The 22715-nt window shown below is 61.9% G+C and carries 21 protein-coding genes; 11 read left to right on the top strand and 10 right to left on the bottom strand.

Annotated features, from left to right (window positions below; all coding sequences use genetic code 11):
* Nucleotides 1-114 precede the first annotated feature (114 nt).
* Nucleotides 115-1374, top strand: a complete 1260-nt coding sequence (locus NRB16_RS06905; RefSeq protein WP_253140466.1) for an OprD family porin — start codon at nucleotides 115-117, stop codon at nucleotides 1372-1374.
* Here the strand turns inward: NRB16_RS06905 and NRB16_RS06900 are convergent, their stop codons facing one another.
* Entirely contained in the window at nucleotides 1375-2547 is a 1173-nt protein-coding gene (locus NRB16_RS06900) for a PAS domain-containing protein (protein ID WP_257105790.1), read from the bottom strand.
* Nucleotides 2548-2752: 205 nt separating this feature from the next.
* Here NRB16_RS06900 and NRB16_RS06895 point away from each other — a divergent pair, with 205 nt between their 5' ends.
* Nucleotides 2753-3745, top strand: coding sequence for a hypothetical protein (locus NRB16_RS06895; RefSeq protein ID WP_257105789.1), 993 nt, complete (start codon nucleotides 2753-2755; stop codon nucleotides 3743-3745).
* Nucleotides 3746-3747: 2 nt separating this feature from the next.
* Nucleotides 3748-4722, top strand: coding sequence for a hypothetical protein (locus NRB16_RS06890; RefSeq protein WP_257105788.1), 975 nt, complete (start codon nucleotides 3748-3750; stop codon nucleotides 4720-4722).
* A gap of 7 nt (nucleotides 4723-4729) precedes the next feature.
* On the opposite strand, the gene pcaC is transcribed toward NRB16_RS06890, so the two are convergent.
* The 9 genes from pcaC to NRB16_RS06845 all read right to left on the bottom strand — a co-directional run bounded on the left by pcaC (nucleotide 4730) and on the right by NRB16_RS06845 (nucleotide 13189).
* A complete protein-coding gene (gene pcaC, locus NRB16_RS06885; RefSeq protein ID WP_253140463.1) occupies nucleotides 4730-5125 on the bottom strand; it encodes a 4-carboxymuconolactone decarboxylase in 396 nt (131 codons plus the stop codon).
* Complete coding sequence (locus NRB16_RS06880; RefSeq protein ID WP_257105787.1) at nucleotides 5122-6498, bottom strand: 3-carboxy-cis,cis-muconate cycloisomerase; 1377 nt, start codon at nucleotides 6496-6498, stop codon at nucleotides 5122-5124. Before NRB16_RS06880 ends, pcaC begins: the two co-directional genes overlap by 4 nt.
* A 19-nt stretch (nucleotides 6499-6517) precedes the next feature.
* Complete coding sequence (locus tag NRB16_RS06875) at nucleotides 6518-7867, bottom strand: MFS transporter (protein ID WP_045490265.1); 1350 nt, start codon at nucleotides 7865-7867, stop codon at nucleotides 6518-6520.
* Nucleotides 7868-7944: 77 nt separating this feature from the next.
* A complete protein-coding gene (gene pcaG, locus NRB16_RS06870; RefSeq protein ID WP_253110667.1) occupies nucleotides 7945-8547 on the bottom strand; it encodes a protocatechuate 3,4-dioxygenase subunit alpha in 603 nt (200 codons plus the stop codon).
* Nucleotides 8548-8557: 10 nt separating this feature from the next.
* A complete protein-coding gene (gene pcaH / locus NRB16_RS06865) occupies nucleotides 8558-9277 on the bottom strand; it encodes a protocatechuate 3,4-dioxygenase subunit beta (protein WP_257105786.1) in 720 nt (239 codons plus the stop codon).
* A gap of 137 nt (nucleotides 9278-9414) precedes the next feature.
* Nucleotides 9415-10344 carry a pca operon transcription factor PcaQ gene (gene pcaQ, locus NRB16_RS06860; protein ID WP_257105785.1) on the bottom strand — a complete coding sequence of 310 codons (930 nt, stop codon included), beginning with the start codon at nucleotides 10342-10344 and terminating at the stop codon, nucleotides 9415-9417.
* The gene (locus tag NRB16_RS06855; protein ID WP_045490256.1) at nucleotides 10341-10592 is read right to left on the bottom strand and encodes a glutaredoxin family protein; all 252 of its coding nucleotides are present in this window, start codon (nucleotides 10590-10592) and stop codon (nucleotides 10341-10343) included. Before NRB16_RS06855 ends, pcaQ begins: the two co-directional genes overlap by 4 nt.
* A gap of 216 nt (nucleotides 10593-10808) precedes the next feature.
* Complete coding sequence (locus tag NRB16_RS06850; RefSeq protein ID WP_257105784.1) at nucleotides 10809-11894, bottom strand: acyltransferase; 1086 nt, start codon at nucleotides 11892-11894, stop codon at nucleotides 10809-10811.
* Between the two features lie 86 nt (nucleotides 11895-11980).
* Entirely contained in the window at nucleotides 11981-13189 is a 1209-nt protein-coding gene (locus NRB16_RS06845; protein ID WP_253110644.1) for an ammonium transporter, read from the bottom strand.
* A 339-nt stretch (nucleotides 13190-13528) separates the two neighbouring features.
* On the opposite strand from NRB16_RS06845, the gene NRB16_RS06840 reads away from it, so the two are divergent.
* The 8 genes from NRB16_RS06840 (at nucleotide 13529) to NRB16_RS06805 (ending at nucleotide 22597) form a co-directional block, all read left to right on the top strand.
* Nucleotides 13529-13843 carry a YqjD family protein gene (locus NRB16_RS06840; RefSeq protein ID WP_045490249.1) on the top strand — a complete coding sequence of 105 codons (315 nt, stop codon included), beginning with the start codon at nucleotides 13529-13531 and terminating at the stop codon, nucleotides 13841-13843.
* A gap of 4 nt (nucleotides 13844-13847) precedes the next feature.
* Nucleotides 13848-14240, top strand: coding sequence for a phage holin family protein (locus NRB16_RS06835; protein ID WP_045490247.1), 393 nt, complete (start codon nucleotides 13848-13850; stop codon nucleotides 14238-14240).
* Nucleotides 14237-14587 (top strand): hypothetical protein, encoded by a 351-nt coding sequence (locus NRB16_RS06830; protein WP_257105783.1) that lies wholly within the window; start codon nucleotides 14237-14239, stop codon nucleotides 14585-14587. The genes NRB16_RS06835 and NRB16_RS06830 overlap by 4 nt, the downstream gene beginning before the upstream one ends.
* 99 nt (nucleotides 14588-14686) lie before the next feature.
* Nucleotides 14687-15859, top strand: coding sequence for an EAL domain-containing protein (locus NRB16_RS06825; RefSeq protein WP_257105782.1), 1173 nt, complete (start codon nucleotides 14687-14689; stop codon nucleotides 15857-15859).
* A 71-nt stretch (nucleotides 15860-15930) separates the two neighbouring features.
* A complete protein-coding gene (locus NRB16_RS06820; protein WP_257105781.1) occupies nucleotides 15931-17265 on the top strand; it encodes a deoxyguanosinetriphosphate triphosphohydrolase in 1335 nt (444 codons plus the stop codon).
* Nucleotides 17266-17642: 377 nt separating this feature from the next.
* Entirely contained in the window at nucleotides 17643-18029 is a 387-nt protein-coding gene (locus NRB16_RS06815; RefSeq protein ID WP_253140459.1) for a response regulator, read from the top strand.
* 303 nt (nucleotides 18030-18332) lie between these two features.
* Nucleotides 18333-18959, top strand: a complete 627-nt coding sequence (locus NRB16_RS06810; protein WP_045490239.1) for a response regulator transcription factor — start codon at nucleotides 18333-18335, stop codon at nucleotides 18957-18959.
* Nucleotides 18956-22597 (top strand): transporter substrate-binding domain-containing protein, encoded by a 3642-nt coding sequence (locus NRB16_RS06805; protein ID WP_257105780.1) that lies wholly within the window; start codon nucleotides 18956-18958, stop codon nucleotides 22595-22597. The genes NRB16_RS06810 and NRB16_RS06805 overlap by 4 nt, the downstream gene beginning before the upstream one ends.
* Nucleotides 22598-22715 lie beyond the last annotated feature (118 nt).

The raw sequence follows: 22715 nt of genomic DNA, 5'->3' as shown, positions 1-22715 counted from the left end.
AATCGCCCTTTATCCCCTCCGCTCAATTGCAGACCCCGTACATGCGCCGCACTATTTCAAAGCGTTACATCGCACGTATCGCATTCAACCAATAACTACAAAAAGGCATTCGCCATGCGCTTTTCCAATCCTCGCGTTCCGCTGGGCAGCTTCTGTGCGCTCGTCACCGCCACTGTCCTGGTACCTTCCACCAGCCAGGCTGCCGGCTTGGTCGACGATGCCAAGGTCAATCTGAACCTGCGCAACTTCTTCATCAATCGTAACTTCGTCGATCCGGCCAACGCCCAGAGCGGTGCCCAGGAGTGGACGCAAAACTTTATCCTCGACGCCCGCTCCGGCTTTACTCAGGGCACGGTCGGTTTCGGTGTCGATGTATTAGGCATGTATTCGATCAAGCTCGATGGGGGTGGCGGGTCGGGCGGCACCCAATTGCTGCCGATCCACAGCGACGGCCGGCCTGCTGATGACTTCGGCCGTCTGGCCGTGGCGGGCAAGGCACGCTTTTCGAAGACCGAGCTGAAAGTCGGTGAGTGGATGCCGGTGCTGCCGATCCTGCGCTCCGACGACGGTCGCTCGCTGCCGCAGACCTTCCAGGGCGCACAACTCACCTCGAAAGAAATCGACGGGGTGACCCTGTATGGCGGCCAGTTCCGTGGCAACAGCCCGCGTAACGACGCCAGCATGGAAGACATGAACATGAACGGCCGGGCAGGCATCACCTCCGACCGGTTCAATTTTGCCGCCGGTGAATACAGCTTCAATGACAAACGCACCCTGGTCGGGGTCTGGTACGCGCAGCTCGAAGATATCTACCAGCAGCAGTATTACAACCTGGTCCACAGCCAACCGCTGGGCGACTGGACCCTGGGCGCCAACCTGGGCTACTTCGTGGGCAAGGATGACGGCCAGTCGCTGGCCGGTAACCTGGATAACAAGACCGCCTCAGCCATGCTTTCGGCGCGTTACGGGGCCAGCACCTTCTATGTCGGCCTGCAGAAAGTCAGCGGCGACAGCCTGTGGATGCGGGTCAATGGCACCAGCGGCGGGACGCTGGCCAACGACAGCTACAACTCAAGCTTCGACAACGCCAAGGAACACTCCTGGCAATTGCGCCATGACTACGACTTCAGCGCCCTCGGCGTACCCGGCCTGACCCTGATGAACCGCTACATCAAGGGCGACAACGTGCACACCGGGGCCATCACCGACGGCAAGGAATGGGCACGCGAATCGGAACTGGCCTATGTGGTGCAGCAAGGCAGCTTCAAGAGCCTGAGCATCAAGTGGCGCAACTCCACGATGCGCCGCGACTTCAGCACCAATCAGTTCGACGAGAACCGGCTGATCGTCAGCTATCCGCTGTCGATCCTCTGATTACCAGCGATATCCCGCCCCCAAAACCGCCGGGCCGGTCAGGACGATCCGTACCAGATCGGCCTGACGGCTGGTACCGGCCTTGTGCGCCGCCGCCTTGAATTGCACCCGCACCGTATGCAGCGACAACTGCTGGCGCTCGGCATACTCCTGCGGGGTCAGGCCATGCACCAGCGCTTCGGTCAGCCGGGCTTCGGCCGGGGTCATGCCGTACAGGCTGCGCAGCATGGCACTGAGCGGGGCCGGCGCAGCATCCGGGTTACTGATGAACACGGCCGCAGCGGTGTGCTCACCAAACGGCGAGGCCCAACCCGGCAAGGGCGCGACGACCAGTTCCAGGCAGGCCCCATCGAGCCCGCGCAACCGCAGGCCGGCACCGGCACCTTGCGCCGGTTGCCCGCGCCCGGTTTGCACGGCGCTATCCAGGCAGCGCTGCAAGGCCGCATCGTCCAGCACCGACACCGCTTGCAGGCGGTTCTGGCTGGCCAGGCGCAGCAGCGGCGAACGCGCGGTCAAGCGCTCGGCCAGGCTGTTGGCGTGTAGCACCCGGGACTTTTCATCAATCAGCACCACCCCGAACGGACTGGCCTCCAGGGCGGCGATGGTTGCGCCGGACAACACCTCCAGCCGATGCAGGCGCCGATGCAGGGCGAACGCGGCCTGCAAATGCGGCATCAATATCTCGATGACCTGCAACTCCTCGCGGCTGTAAGAGCCGGCCTGTTCACTGCGCACCACCGTGACATTCAGCGAGCGATCGTCCTGCCGGGCGACGATCGCCGCCGATGAGTTGAAGATATTTTGCGGCCGCAACCAGTCGTTGTAGTACTCGGTGCGTTTGAGCAACTCGTCCGGGTACAGGCTGGCCGAGGTCACGATCTGCCCCTCCTTGTGCCGCAACGGGTCGTCCATCCACACATTGCGCTGGCAGTAATACTCGGCAAACGACTCCATGGCCGCCGGATCAATACCGTAATGAGTGGCGATCGAGCCGCTGCGCCCGTCGATCTGCGCACTGCGATCACTGAAATCATGGCCCCATATCATCGCCGCATGCGAGCCGAGCCGCGCAGCGAACATGGCCAGAAATTGCTGCCAGCGCCGACTGTCCAGCGCGGCCTCGTAGATGCTGCCGATCATCGCGCCCAGATCGTGCGCGTTGTTGTCTGCCATGTGAGCCCCTGACGCGGATAGACGAAATCGCTGACCGCCCTCTGAGGCGGCGATTCGCCACACCATTTAGCCAATTGTGGTGATGCGCGCAATCGATGCGCGAAGAAAAATACTGGCCATGTGACAGACCCAACACTTGGCAGCCTGCAGCGCACACCCGCAAGAAGGTTTCCTGCCGCGCCGCCCTCCCTGGAGCAACACCTTGATGCGCACATTGACCGTAATAATGGGCTGCCTGCTGGCAGCGAACGCCGTCGCCGTGGAATTCCCGCAAACCAGCGATCCGCTGGAGCAGTCTTATATCGCTCGGTACAAGCAGGACCGGCCGCGCCTGGCATCGCCCGATCTGTTCGCCTTTCCGGCCAGCACACCGGCCTGGCCATGTGAGGTGCCGCAGATCGAGCAGTACCGCCTGGCCGGGCTGAACATGGCGCATCCTGAACTGAGCAAGGACATCGAGAAACAGACCCGCAAGCTGTTCCGCGCCCAGGGCATGTCGCCCGACAGCATCCCGGTGACGACCTATAGCAACATCCGCATCGTGCCGGTCAAGGCGCAATGCAGCGCCGGCAAACTGTCCGGTGAGCTGGTGCTGCTGGTCGCCTATGACAGCCTGATGGAGACCCGGATAGCCGCCGCCAGTGGCAATCAGGTTTCACGCATCCGCTCGCAGGTGGTCAAGCGCAGCGAACAGCGGATCGACGCCAGCAAGGAAAACCTTGCTGCGGCCCACTTCACGCGCACAACGACCTTCATCACCACCGACAACGACAACCCGCAAATGGACGCCATGAGCAAAAAGCTCGGCTTCAAGAACGCGGAGCCGTCGACCATCATCAGCGTCAATTACATGGGCGCATTCGGCACGCTGGCCTCGTTCACGGAAATGAACATGGGCCCGGCCGGCATCCAGTTACTCAGTTCGTTCATCGTAAATCCCACTGAACAGAGCGGCCGCCACAGCAACTACCTCGACCGCAGACTCACGACAATCACGCCCACCCGCGAAGGCCTGCCGCACGGTGAGCAAATCACCTACATGGACAACTTTGCGAAAAAGAGCAACCTGAAGCTGGACAAAATTCCCGGCATGGAAAACGCCAGAGAGGTCACCCTTAATGGGGTTGACCTGATTGAAAAACGCCAGTGTTTCCAGAATGGCCAGATGGTCATGATCTCACCTTGCCCGGCGAACTGAACATGAAGCCTCTTAGCTGGACAGTGCTGTGCCTGGTCAGTCAGCTAGCGATGGCCAAAGAGATCAGTGACCCGCAGCGTTACAGCTGCCTGCAGGGCGACTGCCGCATGGGTCAGGGGATCGTGCGTGACAACCTGCTGGGGGTCGATCTGCGCGGGCGCTGGTCGAACGCCAGCACGGTTGCCGGAGAAACCTACAGCGTGACCCTGCCCAGGGTGCCTGAACGCCAGTTTGTCCAGCGCTATGGCGCCGATGGCCTGCTCGACAGCGGCGACAGCCCGCTCAGCCTTGGGGTTATTGGCCAGGTGGTACCCAGCTTCAGCGGCACGTACAAACGCATTGAGCATCCGTTCGTGCGCAGTGTCGTGGCGGTCATCGACCAGGGTGTGTACGACACCGGCACCGGCATCCAGTACCGCGGCAGGTTTCAGTACCTGCCCTCGCGGGGTGTGGCCGCCGGGCACTGGCCCCATGGCTACTGGGTGTTTTATGGCGACCGGGTGGACCTGGAAGAAAACGAGCGCGAACACGGGCTGTACGTCAGCAGTGAGTCGGCAGCCGCGATGAAAGTCACGTTCTTCAAAGCCGACCCCGGCTACCTGGCGATTCTGGAGAACAAGCGCCGCCGCGACCTGGAGATTGCCGGCGAAGAGTTCGATGAGCAGGCGTCGCGCAAGCGCTGGCTCTATGCACTGTCGATCCTGGGTGAAGTCGCCACCACCGTGACCCGTGGCGGCCTGGACGCCGCTCAGCCAGGCGGTGGCTCACTGGCCGGCAGCCTGCTGGGTGCCGGCGGTCTCAAGGCCAATGTGGGCAACGACATTGCCATCGAGCTGGTGTCCTCGATGCTCAGCGGCAACACCGAGCAACTGGATATCACTCACCTGGCGTTGCAGGCCGTGGGCAGTTCGGTCAAGGACAAAGCGCTGGCCGGCCAGCTCAACACTGTGATTCGCGCTGTGCAGCAGGCGCCCTGAGCCACGCTTACTGATCCAGCGACTCGACACCCAACTCGTCCCACACCTCTTCGGCCATGTGAAAGGTCGCATTGGCCGCCGGAATGCCACAATAGATCGCGCTCTGCATCAGCACTTCCTTGATCTGGTCGCGGGTCACGCCATTGTTTTTGGCGGCGCGCAGATGCAGGCGCAACTCACCTTCGCGGTTCATGCCGATCAGCATGGCAATGGTGATCAGGCTGCGGGTGTGACGCGGCAGGCCGGGGCGGGTCCAGATGTCGCCCCAGGCATGGCGGGTGATCATTTCCTGAAACTCTTCATTGAACGGCGTGAGTTTTTTCAGGCTGTTGTCGACGTGGGTATCACCCAGCACAGCGCGGCGCACCTGCATGCCGGCGTCGTAACGGTCTTGCTCGTTCATTTGCAGTTCCTTGATTCAGTGAAAGTAGTGTGTTGCGCGACGGCGCGTTCGACCCAATGGCTGGCCTGGCCGAGGTAGTGCGCCGGGTCGAGCAGCCGGTCGAGGTCCGCCGCCGACAAGTGGTGGCTGACCTGCGGGTCGTCGCCCAGCACCTGGCGCAGATGCACGCCCTGCTCCACCGCCCGGCGGCAGCTTTGTTCGATCAGGTGATGGGCCGCATCACGGCCCATGCAGCGCGCCAGCGCGATGCTCACCGCCTCGGCCAACAGCAGCCCTTGGGTGGCATCAAGATTGGTGCGCATCCGCGCCGCATCCACTTGCAGCTGCGGCACCATCAGCAATGCTTGCTGCAAGGCGCCGGAAACCAGGCAGCACAGATCCGGCAGGGTTTCCCACTCGGCATGCCACAGGCCCAGGCTGCGCTCGTGCTCTTGCGGCATCGCGCTGAGCATCGTCGCCACCAGCCCAGGCGCACGGGTTGCTGCGCCAATCAGCACGGCAGCGCCCACCGGGTTGCGCTTGTGCGGCATGGTCGAGGAGCCGCCCTTGCCCGGCGCCGAAGGTTCGAACACCTCGCCGACTTCGGTCTGCATCAGCAAGCTGATATCGCGGCCCAGCTTGCCGAGGCTACCGGCCAACATGCCCAGCAGGCTGGCGAACTCCACCAGGCGGTCGCGCTGGGTGTGCCAGGGCTGTTCGGGCAGTTGCAGATCCAGCTCTTGAGCCAGCGCCTGAGCCACCTCGAACGCCTGCCCGCCCAGCGCCGCCAGGCTGCCGGACGCCCCCCCGAACTGCAGGCACAGCAAACGCGGCCTGAGTTCAGCGAGGCGCTGGCGATGGCGGGTCAAAGCGCCCAGCCAGCCGGCGATTTTCATGCCCAGCGTGACCGGTGTCGCCTGTTGCAACCAGGTACGCCCGGCCAACGGCGTGGCGGCATGGCGCTGGGCCTGAACGGCCAGCGCTTCGCCCAACTGTTGTAAATCGTCTTCCAGCAATTCGACGGCGCGACGCAGTTGCAGTACCAGACCCGAGTCCATGGCGTCCTGGCTGGTCGCGCCCATATGCACATAGCGCTCGGCCTCCGGATTGACCGCCGCGATGCGCTTGCCCAGCGCCTTGACCAGCGGGATCGCCGAGTTGCCAGCGCTGCCGATGGCGATGGCCAGCGCGTCGAAGTCAAACAGCTCGGCGCGGCACTGGCTCTGGATATCCGTCACCAGTGCCTGAGGCAGCAGTCCGACGCGCGCCTCGGCCCGCGCCAGTGCGGCCTCAAAATCCAGCATGCCCTGCACCCGACCGGTGTCAGAAAACACCTCGCGCATCTGCGCCTGGGTGAAGTAGGCATCGAACAGTTGATTGCTTGCGGTGCTCATTTCAGCGCTCCGGTAAAGATCAGGTTGCATCAGCATGGCTGACCCGGCCCTTGAGCAGGATCGCCAGAGCAGCGAGGCTGGCCGGCACAATCAGTGCGGTCAGTACCTGCTCGAAGTTCCAGCCCAGCCCCAGCAGTGTGGCGCCGGCCCAGGCGCCGAGAATCGCGCCGAAGCGGCCGATACCCAGCATCCATGACACGCCGGTGGCGCGGCCTTGGGTCGGGTAGAAGCGTGCGGCCAGCGACGGCATCGCCGACTGCGCGCCGTTAATGCACATGCCGGCCACCAGCACCAGGCTGGCGAGCAGCAACACGCTGTCAAGGCTCTTGCCCACCAGCCAGGCGAACACCCCGGCCAGCCCGTAGGCAATGCCGATCACCCAGTGCGGGTTATAACGGTCCATGGCCCAGCCGACCCCCACCGCGCTGAGCACCCCGCCCAACTGAAACAACGCGCCAATCACCGCCGACTGCTCCAGGCTCGCACCACTGTCACGCAACAGGGTCGGCAGCCAACTGGTCAGCAGATAGACGATCACCAGGCCCATGAAATAGGTCAGCCACAGCAGCAAGGTGCCGGTACTGTAGGTTCCGGAAAAGATCACCTTGAACACGTTGCGGCTGCTCACGGTGCTTTGTTCCGGCACACTGAAGTCAGTGACGCCGACCAGCGCGGCCGGGGCGATGGGCTCCAGCACTTTGCGCACCTTGGCGCTACCGCGGTTGCGCACCACCAGAAACCGCGCCGACTCGGGCAACCACAGCATCAGTGCCGGGACCAGCAGCAGCGGCAGCAGGCCACCGATCAGCAAAAGGCTGTGCCAGCCCAACGCCGGGATCAGTTTCGCCGAGACAAAGCCGCCACAGGCCATGCCCAGGTTGAAGCCACAGAACATGCTGGTCACCAGCAACGACTTGAGCCGCTCAGGGGTGTATTCAGACAGCAAGGTGGTGGCATTGGGCATCGCCGCGCCCAGGCCGATACCGGTCAGCAGGCGCAGGATCAGCAACTGATCGAGGTTGCTGCTGTAAGCCGACAACAGGCTGAACAGACCAAACAGAAACACCGCAGCCACCAGCACCAGCTTGCGCCCGAAGCGGTCGGCCAAGGGACCGGAGCCCAGCGCACCGAAGACCATGCCGATCAACGCGGCGCTCATCACCGGGCCAAGGCTGGCGCGTTCGATGCCCCACTCCTGGCTCAGGGCCGGGGCGATAAAGCCCATCGCGGCAGTGTCCAGGCCGTCGAGGAACACGATCAGAAAACACAGGATCACCACCCGCCACTGGAAGGCCGACAGCGGCTGGTCATTGATGAAGCGTTGTACATCGAGGGTCTGGCCCCCGCTTGCGCTTTTACCAAGCGTCATATGAGTTCCCTTTTGTTCTTATATGGGAAAGCCTCCGGGTTCAATGAACGCGGAGGCGTCAGGCACGCAGGATGGTTTTAGAAGTCGAAAAACACCGTCTCGCCCTCGCCCTGTACCCGGATGTCAAAGCGGTACGCCAGTTGCCCGTCGACCGTGCACCGCTTGGCCACCAGGGTATCGCGGCGCTGCACCTGCTCGACCAGGTTGATCACCGGGTCATTGGCATTGGCGGCGGCTTCATCATCGAAGTACAGGCGGGTGTGCAAGTGAATGTTGATACCGCGCGCGAACAGCGACACGTTGATGTGCGGCGCCATCGGCACCCCGGCGGCATTGTTGACCACACCCGGCTTGACGGTTTTCAGGTGCCAGACCCCGTCATCACCGGTGGCGGTGCGGCCAAAGCCGTTGAACGGCCGGGCCGGATCATAGGTCGGGTGATACTGCCCCTGATGGTCGGCCTGCCAGAATTCAAGGTAGGAATCACGCATCAACTGGCCATTGCCATCGAGCACCGTCCCCAGCAGCAGAATGTGTTCGCCGGCAGCACCGGGACGGGCCATCTGGTTCCAGATTTCCAGCTCGCGGGTCGGGTTGCCAGCCACTTCCAGGGCCAGGCCGATATGCACATAAGGGCCAGCCGTTTGCGACGGGGTTTCCGGCAGTAATTGAACAGGCATGACAAGCTCCTCAGCGATTCTCGAAGTGGGTCTGGCGCTGGCCGCGCAGCACGATGTCAAAACGGTAGGCCAGGCAATCCATCGGGTTGCCCATGCCCATGTCCAGCCGCGCCACCAGGCTCTGCACAGCCTCAGGATTGGCAATCGACTTGACGATCGGGCACAGCGGGATCAACGGGTCGCCTTCGAAATACAACTGGGTAATCAGCCGGGTGGCAATCGACGGACCACTGACCGAGACATGGATATGCGCCGGACGCCAGTCGTTGGGACCGTTGCGCCACGGGTACGGGCCTGGCTTGATGGTCCGGAAACTGTAGTTGCCATCGCGGTCGGTCAGGGTCCGGCCGACACCGCCGAAGTTCGGGTCGATGGGTGCCAGGTAGCTGTCACGCTTGTGCCGATAGCGACCACCGGCGTTGGCCTGCCAGATCTCCACCAGGGTGTGGGGCACCGGCTTGCCATACTGATCGATCACCCGGCCGGCAACGATGATGCGCTCGCCAATCGGCAGGCCGCCATGGTCGAAGTTGAGCAGCAGATCATTGTCGTGACGGCCGAGAATCAGATGGGAGAAATCCGGGCCGGTGGTTTCCGAGATCGACTGGCCGATGCTCACCAGGGCCTGGCGCGGCGAGCGCAGCACGGAGGTTTTGTAGTCAGGGGTCAGGGCTTTGGGGTGCCAGTTTCGATCGCGAATGACGAAGCGGCTGTTGTCGGCAACAGACATGGCTTGGGTCCTTGAAGTTGTTGTTATCGGACGCACAACCATGGGCTGCGCATCAGGCTGGGCGCAGTGTCACGCGATTCGAAGGTTGCGAAAATTGAAAAACCTGGGGCAATCCATAACCTTTTGGTTATGGATAATCAGGCGTAAAGCCCGTCACGGTATGCCCCGCCGACCTGGCGCAGTTGCTCGACGCACCACAGCGCCGCCCGTGACAGCGGCACGGCCGGATTACTGCACATTCCCACCGAGCCGCCCGGCTCGCGAATGCCCAGGTCCAGTTCCACCAGCGTGCCGTTGCGCAGTTCCTGCAAGACCGCATCCAGCGGCGCGATCCAGATCGCATTGCTGCGCTCCACGTAGCAGCGGCTCAAGGTCAACGACAGGGTTTCCAGACGCTGGCGCGGCGGCTGGATGCCGTACTGCACGAACAGGCTGTCGGCAAAGGCGCGAATGGTGGTGCCGGCCAAAGGCAGCACCAGCGGATAATGCTGCAGGCTTTCCCGGCGCAGCGGCGCCGCCAGCAATGGATGCGCCGGGCGCGCCACCAGGGTCATGGACTCGTTATACAGATGCTCGAAACTGAGGCCATGAATCTGCGGGCTATCGGTCATCCGCCCGACCACCAGGTCCAGTTCACCGACCCGCAGCTGCGCCAGCAGGTAGGCACTGGGCCCGGTCATGACACTGACGATCAAGGCCGGGTGCTGCTCATGCAGACGAGCGATGACTTCGGGCATCAGCAGGCTTTCAGCGGTGGACAATACCCCCAGCCGCACGGTCGCGGTTTCATGCTCGCCAGAGCGCAGGCTGTTGACTCCTTCGCGCAGCGCCTGGACGCTGGGCCCGGCAAAACGCATGAAGGCCACCCCGGCCTCGGTCAGCGTGGCGCCATGCTTGCCGCGCAGAAACAGCGTGGCATCGAGCAGCCCTTCCAGCTCCTTGAGTGCCTTGGACAGCGCCGGTTGACTGATCGCCAACTGATCGGCAGCTTTGGCCAGGCTGCCCTGGCGGGCGACTTCGAGAAAACAGACCAGATGGCGGTATTTGATCCGCGTGTCGATGTTCAACGCGACGCCGGCCGGCTGAGGAAAAAGGCGATCTGCTCGGTGTCGAAGGGCCAGTCCAGTTCGGCGCCGGTATCGATCCGGCGCAGTACCGGGATGCGCAGACCGTAGCGCTCGACCAGTTGCGGGTCATCGGCAATGTCCAGCAGTTCGACCAACAGGCCGTGCTCGACCAACGGCATCAGCTCGGCTTCGGCCAGTTCGCACAGGTGGCAGCCGAGGGTGCTTAAAAATTGACATTCGGGAGGCATGACAGGTACCTGCAAGCAGCAAGATATACGGCGAACAGCGTTATTCTATGCCGGGTCCGGGAACGCGTCGAGGTTGGCGGGGCGAGCATCTGCTGTGAATGTGCCGCCGTCTTCGCTGTGGTCCGGCACCCCGGCAAGCCAACGAATGCTGTGGCACATCGACAGAGCAAGCGCCCAAAGGCGGCCGAACGATCACCATAATCAGTGAAGTTGCCGCTAAACCGAAGCCACCGGCGCCCGCCTCGCAAAACGCTTTTTGCAGTACGCATTGGCCCGATCCAGGATCGGCTTTTCAAACAACCGATAGCCGACCCAGCCATAACACAGCACCGCCGCCATCATCAGCAGCGCAAAACCGACGTTGTCGAGATAGCTGCCCGGCCACGGCCCCAGCCACGCCCACAGTCGGCCGATCACCCCGAGCACCAGCAGGTGCGACAGGTAAATGGTGTAGGACATATCCCCAACCGCCACCAGCGCTGTGCTCAAGCGCAAATGAGCACGGCGCTCCAGCAGCACCATACTCAACACCAGCGCACCGAACACCAGCGCTACAGCCAGCATGCGTGGCAGGCCATGACTCTGGTAAAGGTGCCAATAGCCAACAAGCGGCATGCCCACCAGCGTGGCCAGCAGCAGCATTGCCCAGACCAGTCGATCCGGCAGCCGCGCACTGTGCGGGCTGTAAAAGAACAGCGCCAGCGCTGCACCAGCGATGAATTCCAGCGCATGCGGGTGCAGCATGATTTGTACCGCCGGCGAGTAGTCCCGCCAGTCCTGCAGGCTGTTGAACACCAACAGAATCAGCGCCCAGACCGCCAGTGCGGCGGGCAGCCAGCGTTCGCGAAAGGGCAGCAACGCGCTGAACACCAGATAGAACCAAAGCTCGAACACCAGCGACCAGGCGACCATGACCAGCAGCACCTTGTCACTGGGCAGCAGCAAGAACGACAGCAGCAGGTTGGACTCACCGTGGCTGCTATTGACCATGCCTGGCTGCGCGAGAAACACCGCCAGGGTCAGGAAGTAGTACAGCCAGTAGGTCGGGTAGATGCGCGACACGCGGTTGAAGACAAAGCGCTGGGCCTGCACGCGGTCCTGAAAGCGTCCGCGGCTGACGATCACCATCACAAAGCCGCTGATCACGAAAAACAGGTCGACGCCCAACTGGAAAAAATCCAGCCACGCCGGCAGCAGACGATCACCACCGGCGTATTTGGCCTCGACCGAGGTCATGTGAAACAGCACAACGCCCAGTACTGCCAGGCCCCTGAGCCCTTGCAGGGAAAACAGCCGCTCCATGCCCACCTCATGCACTACCCGATTCGCCGAGGATCGCTCCTCATCTTGCGGCTAGAGCATAGCAAGGCTGGCAGCTATTGCCGGTTTCAGTCCTGGCTGACCGCACCGATCTTGTGGATCGACAGGTCGGCGCCGTAGTACTCCTGCTCCTGGTTCAGGCGTAAGCCAACAGTAAACTTGAGCAGGCCATACACCGCAAAGCCGCCGGCCAGCGCCACCACAACACCGAGCAGGCTGCCGATCAACTGGCTGATCAGGCTGACGCCGCCCAGCCCGCCGAGTGCCTGCTGGCCAAAGATTCCGCAAGCGATACCGCCCCAGACGCCGCAGATGCCGTGCAGCGGCCAGACACCCAGCACATCATCGATCTTCCAGCGCACCTGGGCGGCGGTGAAGCACCAGACGAACATCGCGCCAGCAATCGCGCCGGTGACCAGTGCGCCAACCGGGTGCATCAGGTCAGAGCCGGCACAGATCGCCACCAGCCCGGCCAACGGGCCGTTGTGCAAAAAGCCCGGGTCATTGCGGCCAACGATCAAGGCCGCCAGGGTGCCGCCGACCATCGCCATCAATGAATTGACCGCCACCAGACCACTGACTGCAGGCAGGGTCTGGGCACTCATCACGTTAAAACCAAACCAGCCGACGATGAGGATCCACGAACCCAGGGCCAGAAACGGAATGCTCGACGGCGGGTAAGCCACCAGCCGACCGTCGCGATAGCGGCCGTTACGCGAACCCAGCAGCAACACCGCCGCCAGCGCCAGCCAGCCACCCATGGCGTGCACCACCACAGAGCCGGCAAAATCATGGAAGCTGGCACCGAAGCTGGCTTGTAACCAGGCCTGCAGGCCATAGTTGCCGTTCCAGATCATGCCTTCGAAGAACGGATAGACGAACGCCACGATCAACGCAGTGGCGCACAGTTGCGGGACGAACCGCGCACGTTCGGCAATGCCGCCGGAAATGATGGCCGGTATCGCAGCGGCAAAGGTCAGCAGGAAAAAGAATTTGACCAGCCCGTAACCATGGTCGGCATTGATCACCGCCGCCGGCTGCATGAAGGTCACGCCGTAGGAGATCCAGTAGCCGATAAAGAAATACGCCACCGCCGATACCGCGAAATCGCTGAGGATTTTCGACAGGGCATTGACCTGATTCTTCTGCCGGACCGTACCGACTTCAAGAAAGGCGAACCCGGCATGCATGGCCAGGACCATGACGGCCCCGAGCAACAGAAACAAGGTGTTGGAACTATGGACCAGAGTGTCCACGGCGCTGTGCAAATTTTCCATTGCGAAGGCAGACCTGCAAGTTCTTGGAAGCACCAAAGCGAGACGTTCTGCATCCGCGCGCACCGAACTGGAGCAGCGCACGGACTCCCCGATCCATAGGCCGTGCTCTGATAACGAGCACGAAACGAAAAAAGCTCAGGATGTTTCCCGGTTATTAAAGTTTGGCGTAAGGTTTGCGCCCGGCAGGCGCGCCTATCTGGCGCAGCCAGCGGCGTTGACGCACCATGACGAAGCAAAAGCTGTACCAGCCGCTATGAAAAACACACTGATTCAATTCAAATGAACCTTCTGCAACACGCCATACTCTGAACCCAGACACGCCATTTCACGGAGAACACCATGGCCCGCCGTACTGCCCAGACCGCCCAGGAAATCCTGCTGGCCGACTTCCAGACCCTGGTTGCCGACACCGAAAAACTCCTTGACCACACCGCCTCGCTGGCCGGTGAACAGGCCGACCAATTGCGTGATCAGATTAAGGACAGCCTTGAGCGCGCCCGTGAAACCCTGCAACTGACGGAGGACTCGCTGCGTCAGCGCGGTGAAGCGGCGGTGCAGGCGACCGAAGATTATGTGCAAAACAATCCCTGGCAGTCGGTGGGCATCGCCGCCGGGGTCGGTTTTCTGATCGGCCTGCTGGCCTCCAGGCGTTAAGGCCATGCACGGGCAAAACGAATCCGCCGCCCAGGCCGAGCAACCGGGGTCTGCGCCACGGCGCCTGGGCGCCGCGTTTCTAGGCTTGCTGCACAGTCATGTCGAGCTGTTCGGCATCGAGCTGCAAGAGCAGAAAGCCCGCACGGTGAGCCTGCTGCTGTTTGCCGGTCTTGCCCTGGTATTCGGCCTCCTGCTGCTCACCGGTCTCTCGGCGCTGCTGTTGATCGTGCTATGGGACAGTTATCGCCTGGTCGGCATCATCGGCCTGTGCGTGTTTTATTTCCTGGCCGCCGTGTTCTGTGGCTTGCGCCTGCGTGCGGCGATCTTCGACGAGTCCTCGCCGTTCAGCGCAACCCTCGAAGAGCTGGCCAACGACCGTGAGCGATTGCTGCCATGAGTGAACCGAAGTCTCATCAAGGCAATACCCGCCGGGAACTGCGCAAGGCACTGGTACGCCTGCGCATGGAAATGCATCGTCAGGAAATCCGCCACGAGTCGACCCAGGTCATGCAACCGCTGCGCCGGGTGCGCGGCATGGCTCAAGGGTTGCCGGGCTCGTTGGGGATTCGCCATGCGCCGTTATGGGGCGTGGGCGCCGTCGCGCTGCTGGGGTTTCTCGGCGGTCGCGGCGCCAATAAGCCACCCCGGCAAGGGGGCGGCGGCCTGGCTCGGCTGATACGTCTAGGGGTAACCCTGATGCCATTGATCAAACTGGCGATCCAGAGCCGTACCCGCAAGCCCTGATGGCTGTTTGGCCTCTGTCTTGCAACACACGATCACATTGACCGCGCTGCGCAGCATCTGCACCGCGCGGTTTTTTATTATGTGCGCAAGGAGTGTCATGTGATCACGGGGCAACCCATTGCCTGCTTCCAGCCCTTCATCGACACCGCTACGGGGCGAATCGCCGGTATCGAAGCACTGGGCCGGCTGCGCGATGAGCAGGGCCAACTGCATTCGGTAGGGCCACTGTTCAATGACCCCGCCCAATCGGCCGACAGCCTGCGCCAACTGGACCGACTGATTCGTGATGATGCGCTGAGCCGCTTGCATCTGGCGCCGCAGGACTGGTTTCTGAGCCTGAACATGTCGCCGCGCTGGATCAGCAGCCTGACACCCGGCGCGCCGCTGCCAAGCCTTGAGCAGTTGCAGCGCCATGGCGTGGCGGCGCAACGGATCGTGTTTGAAATCACCGAACTGGGCGGTGATATCCAGCGCCTGAGCGAGGTCGTCAGGCGCTACCGCGAAGCCGGGGCACGGATCGCCATCGACGACTTTGGTGCCGGCTATTCGCAGTTGGATCGGGTTCTGGCCTTGCAGCCGGACATTCTCAAACTCGACATGCGCCTGTTTCAGGCGGCGGCCCGCGGTGGTCCGAGCAGCGATGTAGTACGTGCGCTGGCGCAGATGGCTGAAAAGACCGGCTGCTGGATCATTGCCGAAGGCGTCGAGACCGAGGCCGAGCTGCATTTTGCCCTGGAGTGCGGTGCACGCTATGTGCAGGGCTTTCTGTTCGCCCGCGCCGAACCGGATTTCTTCGCTGCCGACAGTTTCGTCAACGCCTTTGCCGTGCTGCGCGACCGTTACGTGCTGGCTAAAGTGGCCGAGCGCGCCAGACTGATGGTGCTGCGGCGCAAGCTGGCCGCACTGATGAGCGCACTGCAACGCTGGACGCTAAACGAACTGCCGGGCAGCGAACTCAACGAGCTGGCCTGCCCCGAAGAATACCCTTGGTTGCTGCGCTTTTATCAGTGCGACCGGCATGGCACCCAGCTCACCCCGAATCTGGAGTGGCGCAACGGCACCTGGCAGGCCGATAGCCGCTACGTGGGGCATAACTGGTCGTGGCGGCCCTACTTCTACCACCTGCTGGCCGAGGGTTGGGAAGAACGCCGGCTGATTCTCTCTACCACCTATCGCGACGCGACCAGCAACCAGTACTGCCTGACCGCCGGGCAGTTCTTCGACGCCGGCCAGCGCTTGCTGTTGATCGACATCGATGCCGCCGGGTTATGAGCGCCCTGCCCCTTGCAGCCTGCGCCTTGAACCGGGAAGCTAGGGGTTTGTGAACAGACGGAGCAATGGCCTTGGACTGGCAGACCCTGCTTAACCGCGAACGACTCGGCAAACCGCTGCACAGCCCCGAAGAACTAGGGCGCAGTCCGTTTCACAAGGACCATGACCGGATCATCTTTTCCGGCGCGTTCCGGCGTCTGGGGCGCAAGACCCAGGTGCATCCGATGTCGAGCAACGACCATATCCATACCCGTCTGACCCACTCGCTGGAAGTCAGCTGTGTGGGCCGCTCGCTCGGCATGCGGGTGGGCGAAACCCTGCGCGCCAGCCTGCCGGACTGGTGCGAACCCAGTGATCTGGGGATGATCGTGCAGTCGGCGTGCCTGGCCCATGACATCGGCAACCCGCCCTTTGGCCACTCCGGCGAAGACGCCATTCGCAACTGGTTCAAACAGGCGGCCGGGCGCGGCTGGCTCGATGGCATGAGTGACACCGAGCGGCTGGACTTTCTCAACTTCGAAGGCAATGCCCAGGGCCTGCGGGTGCTCACCCAACTGGAATATCACCAGTTCGATGGCGGGATGCGCCTGACCTACGCGACCCTGGGCACCTACCTCAAATACCCGTGGACCGCGCGCCACGCCGACTCGCTAGGCTATAAAAAACACAAGTTCGGTTGCTACCAGAGCGAGCTGCCAGTGCTTGAGCAGATCGCCAACAAGCTGGGCATCCCGCAAGTCGAAGATCAACGCTGGGCGCGCCATCCGCTGGTCTATCTGATGGAAGCGGCCGACGACATCTGCTACGCCCTGATCGATCTGGAAGACGGGCTGGAGATGGACCTGCTGCAATACAGCGAAGTCGAAGCCCTGCTGCTGGATCTGGTCGGTGACGACCTGCCCGACACCTATCGGCAACTGGGTGCCGACGACTCCCGGCGGCGCAAGCTGGCGATTCTGCGTGGCAAGGCCATCGAGCACCTGACCAATGCGGCGGCCCAGGCCTTTGTCGAACAGCAACAGGCGCTGCTTGACGGCCAGCTGGAAGGCGATCTGGTCGAGCATATGCACGGTCCGGCCAAACGCTGTGTCCTCAATGCCAAGGACATGGCACGCAAGAAGATCTTCCAGGACAAGCGCAAGACCCTGCTCGAGATCGGCGCCTACACCACCCTGGAAGTGCTGCTCAATGCCTTCTGTGGCGCTGCGGTGGAGCAATTCGGCGGGCGCACCCCGTCGTTCAAGCATCGGCGCATTCTCGACCTGCTGGGTAGCAGCGCGCCGGCAGCCGATGCCCCACTGCACAGTGCGTTTCTGCGCATGATCGACTTCATTGCCGGCATGACCGACAGCTATGCCAGCGAAATGGCTCAGGAAATGACCGGCGGCGCGGGGCATCATCGCTGAGCGGAACAGGCCGGGGATCCAGCATCACCCCGGCCCGCTTTGCATCTTCAGACGTTTCCTACAAACCCACCAGAATTCTCCTATCGCCCTGTAAGCAAAGTTTTCTGAATAATCCCGGCATTCAATACTGTTGGGCACCTCTAAAAACGTAGGCGAAGCAGCCAGCGCAAGGCGAAAACCGGTGAAAAACGGTCGGAGTCGCGTTCGACTTTACGGCTTGTAAATGAGCATTTTGAGCCGGTTTTCAACGCAGCGATGGCGCGCGTAGCGCCGCAGGCGTCCAGCCAGTTGGTAGTTTTTTGAGATGCCCTGTTCCCACCTGCCGCACAGCTGGCCTGAACATTGGGCAGCCGGTACCAGAATGCCCCGGAAAACCAATGCCCAGACACAACCTGCGGATCCTGCTGGTGGAAGATCATCCGTTCCAGTTGATCGCCACCCAAGCGTTGCTCAACAATCAGGGCTATTTTCTGCTCACGCCGGCCCTTAACGCCGCCGAAGCCTTCGCCGCGCTTGAGCGCAGCCACACGCCTTACGACCTGCTGCTCTGCGATCAGCGCCTGCCCGACCTGCCAGGGCTAGAGCTGGTCGGCCAGGCCTGGCGTAAAGGGCTGGTACGCCAGGCGATCATCTTCAGCGGTCTGACCGAAGAGGGCCTGCTGCAGCTCGAACACACCGCCCGACGCCGCGCGCTACCGCTGCTGGGCTGCCTGAGCAAACCGCTGCGCGCTGCCGATCTGGCCCGCTTGCTCGATGCACCTTGAGCAACCCGCGCGGTACAGCCTCGCCGGCCACTAACCTTATTACGACTAATGGCACTTAACACCACCTCACTGTCAGGCGCTGTTTAATGCATTCAACAATGATTTTATCTAGCCATCTTTTAGCGCCCTGACGCTGAAGCTTCATTAAACAATTCACTGAACATCGGGTTCATTTCGTACGCCGATACTTTAATTGCTGTAGGAACCTTCCTATATATATCAACAGACCGGATTCATTCATGTGACTCGCTAAACATCTGAGCTAATGTGCGCGCTTTCTTCGCTGCCTGTATGGATTTAATTATGAACTCAGTATTTATCATCGACGATCATCCGGTCATTCGCCTGGCCGTTCGTATGCTGCTGGAAAACGAAAACTATGAAGTGGTCGGCGAGACCGATAACGGCGTAGACGCCATGCAGATGGTCCGCGAGTGCATGCCTGACCTGATCATTCTCGACATCAGCATTCCCAAGCTTGATGGCCTGGAAGTGCTGGCGCGCTTCAACGCCATGGGCCTGCCTTCGAAAATTCTGGTCCTGACCTCCCAGACCCCCAGCCTGTTCGCCATCCGCTGCATGCAGTCGGGCGCGGCCGGTTATGTGTGCAAACAGGAAGACCTCAGCGAACTGCTCAGTTCGGTCAAGGCGGTATTATCCGGCTACAATTACTTCCCCAGCCAGGCACTTAGTGCGCCCCCCGGAGAAGATGGCAAGCCCAGCGAAATCGAACTGTTCAAACTGGTCAATGATCGCGAATTGATGGTACTTCAGTTATTTGCTCAGGGACGCTCCAACAAGGAAATCGCCAAAGGCATGTTTCTCAGCAACAAGACGGTCAGCACCTATAAAACCCGTCTCATGCAGAAGCTCAGAACCCGAACCCTGGTAGAACTTATCGACATGGCAAAACGCAATTCGTTGGTATGAATATGCTGATATCAAGATGCCTTGAACCTGGCAAGCCAGCCATCTGCCTGTTACTGATACTGGTGGCCACATCGGCGCTCGGCACCCCCGCACCATACACATTGCTGGGTCGCACCGGGCCGGTGGCGATATCACCGCAACTGAGCCACCATCAGCAGCGCTGGCTGGCCCAGCGCCACGAGCTGGTCCTTGGTACCTCGGCCCCCGATTACCCGCCGTTCGACATCAGCGTTTCAGGCCGTGACTACGAAGGGATCAGCGCCGACTACGCCAGCGTCATCTCCCAGGCGCTCAACGTGCCGGTCCGGACCCTGCGCTTCGAAAGCCGCAGCGCAGCCATCGACGCACTTAAACAGGGACGTATCGACCTGCTGGGCAGCGCCAATCGCTTCGAGGCCATTGACAGCGGCATCAGCCTGTCGCAGCCCTACGCAACGGATCAGCCGGTGCTGGTCACCCACAGCGACGATACCCGGCCACTGAGCGCCGGCCTTGCGGGCCTGCGCCTGAGCATGGTCTACCACTATCTGCCACCCGACGAGGTCCAGATCCAGTACCCGGGCGCAATACTGCAGACCTACCCGTCGTTTCGCAGCGCCATCAACGCCGTGGCGTTCGGTCAGGCCGATGTGTTCCTCGGCGACACCATCTCTACCCGCTACGTGATCAACCACGGTTATCTCAATAACATCCGCATGGCGCGCTTCGGCAAACACGAAGCCAGTGGCTTTGGTTTTGCCGTGCGCCACGACAACCCCGACCTGCTGGAGATTCTCAACCGCACACTGCGGGCCATCCCAAGCGAAACACGCAACGACATCGCGCGCCGCTGGCACGCCGCAGACGACCTGTCGCCGTCAGACCAGAGCCTGCAACTGAGCGCAGCCGAACACGCCTGGATCAGCCAACACCCAAGACTGCGCGTCGTTGTGGACCCTGCCAATGCGCCGCTGAGCTTCTTGGACAACACCGGCAACCTGCGTGGCGTCAGCGCCGATGTGCTGGACCTGCTGCGCCTGCGCACTGGTCTGCAGTTCGACATTCGCCCGGCCAGCAGCGCGCAAGACATGGCCCAGCAACTGGCCCGTGATGAAGCTGACCTGATCGGTGCTCTGCTGCCGGACCGAGCGCTGGGCGAACAACTGACTTACAGCCGCCCGTACCTGGACAACGCTTTTGTACTGGTCACCCGGCTGGGTGAGAATCAGCCGACCCTGTTGCAGCAACTGAGCGGCAAACGCCTCGCCGTCGCCGGCTCCGACACCCTGCAAGCCTGGCTCGCCCAGCACCATCCGCTGATTGAACAGACGCCCTTCGACAGCGCACACCAGGCCCTGACACTGCTGATGCGCGGCCAGGTCGAAGGGGTAGTCATGCCGCTGCTCAGCGCCAATTACCTGCTATCGGCACCCGAATTCGAAAATCACCTGCACATCACGGCCACCGCCGGTGAAACCCCGGCCCTGATCACCCTGGCCAGCCGCAACAACAACCCTGAACTCGCCGCGATCATCAACAAGGCGCTGGTCAGCATCACGCCACAGGAAATGGCCAGCATCCACGACCGCTGGCGGACCTGGAGCAGCGCGGCCAATCACCATGACTACCGACCGCTGCTCTACCGCGTGCTGCTCGGGGCGGGCGTGACGCTTCTGGCGTTGCTGGCATGGAACGCCTGGATGCGCCGCCAGATCAGCCAGCGCAAAGCCGCCGAACGCGCGTTGAGCGATCAACTGCAGTTTATGGGCGCCATGCTCGACGGCACACCCCATCCGCTCTACGTTCGCGACCGCGAGGGTCGCCTGCGCCTGTGCAACGACAGCTATCTACAGACCTTTGCAACACAGCGCGACCAGGTCATCGGCCACACCGTCACCGAGGGCGTGCTGAGCGATCCGGACCAGGCACGGCAGTACGCCGAGGATTACCGCCAGGTGATGGCCAGCGGTACGCCGCTGATCAACGACCGGCCTCTGCACATCGGCCAGCGGCGCCTGACCATCTATCACTGGATCCTGCCATTTCACGACTCGCTCGGTGAGATACAAGGCATCATCGGTGGCTGGATTGATATCAGCGAGCGGCGCCAGTTGCTCGAAGACCTGCAGGCCGCCAAAGACAGCGCCGATAACGCCAACCGGGCGAAAAGCACCTTTCTGGCGACCATGAGCCATGAAATCCGCACCCCGATGAACGCCGTGATCGGCATGCTTGAACTGGCCCTCAAGCGCGCTGATCAAGGACAACTGGAACGCTCGGCCATCGAGGTGGCCTACAGTTCGGCCAATGACCTGCTGGAACTGATCGGCGACATTCTCGATATCGCGCGTATCGAGGCCGGGCAATTGAGCCTCAACCCTGAACGCGCCCGCCTGCGCCTGCTCAGCGGCGCGGTGGTGCGCATGTTCGAAGGCCTGGCGCAACAGAAAAACCTTGCACTGAAACTTGAATTCGACAGCCGGCTCGACGTTGACGTGCTGATTGACCCGTTGCGCTTCAAGCAGGTTCTATCCAACCTGATCAGCAACGCAATCAAGTTCACCGCGACCGGCCAGGTGCGCGTCACGCTGCAAGCCGGCAAGCAATCGAGCCATGAACACCTGGACCTGAAACTGAGCGTTCAGGACAGCGGCATCGGCATCAGCGCCAGCGACCAGCAACGCCTGTTCGAACCCTTCGCCCAGGTTGACAACAACGGACAAATGCCGCGCAGCGGCGCCGGCCTGGGCCTGGTCATTTGCCGCACGCTGTGCACCATGATGGGCGGCAAGCTGCACTTGCAAAGCCGTCCAGGGCAAGGCACCTGTGTGACCTTCGAACTGATGCTGGAGCGTCTGGCAACTGACCAACCCGCTGCGCAGGAGACGTCCGTCATATTGCCTGCCGTTTCGCCCCCAACACGTGCGCTGAACATTCTGGTGGTCGACGACCATCCGGCCAACCGGATGGTGCTGACCCAGCAGTTGGAGTTTCTCGGCCATCGCTGCCAGAGCGCAGAACATGGCAAGGTCGGCCTGCAGCTGTGGCAGCAAACCGATTTCGATCTGCTGATGGTCGACTGCAACATGCCAGTGATGAATGGCTATGAACTGACTGCTGCGATCCGCGATCAGGAGCTGCTTGAGCAACGCTTGCCGTGCATCATCTGGGGCTTCACCGCCAACGCTCAACCGGAAGAAATCCAGCGCTGCCGGGACGCCGGCATGGATGACTGCCTGTTCAAACCGATCGGCCTGGGCGTGCTGGGTGAGCGACTGGCAAGCCTTGCAGCGGCACCAGAGCACGGTGCCAGAGCGCTGCTGTTCGACCCGGGCAGCCTCGAAAAGCTGACCGCAGGACGCAACGAGATGACCCGGCGACTGCTGCGCCAGTTGCTCGACAGCAACCAGCAGGACCGTCAGGCGCTGATCGGCCTCGACCCGCATCACCAGCGCCCGGACCTCCAGGCCATGGCCCACCGGATCAAGGGCGCAGCGCGGATCATCTGTGCGACCCCCTTGGTCGAAGCCTGCGAAGCTCTGGAGCGGGCCTGCACCCCGGTCGCGGCAACAGGCCAAGTCAGAGCCTGCCAGCAGCATCTTGATGCCGTCATGCAGACGCTGGAAAAACAGCTGCAGGAGCAGTTGCGCAAAAGCTGAGCGATACCCCGGCCTGAACGGATACACCCTAAGGGCCTGAAAGGGGCCTCTAAAGACAACCAAGCGTTGTCATGGCTTAGCTGTTAGACTGCGCGGCGAAAATACTCAAGAGGATTGC

Source organism: Pseudomonas sp. LJDD11, from assembly GCF_024584215.1.
GTDB lineage: Bacteria > Pseudomonadota > Gammaproteobacteria > Pseudomonadales > Pseudomonadaceae > Aquipseudomonas.
Note: the sequence above shows the minus strand (reverse complement) of the source record. Positions and strands in the feature narration are given on the sequence as shown.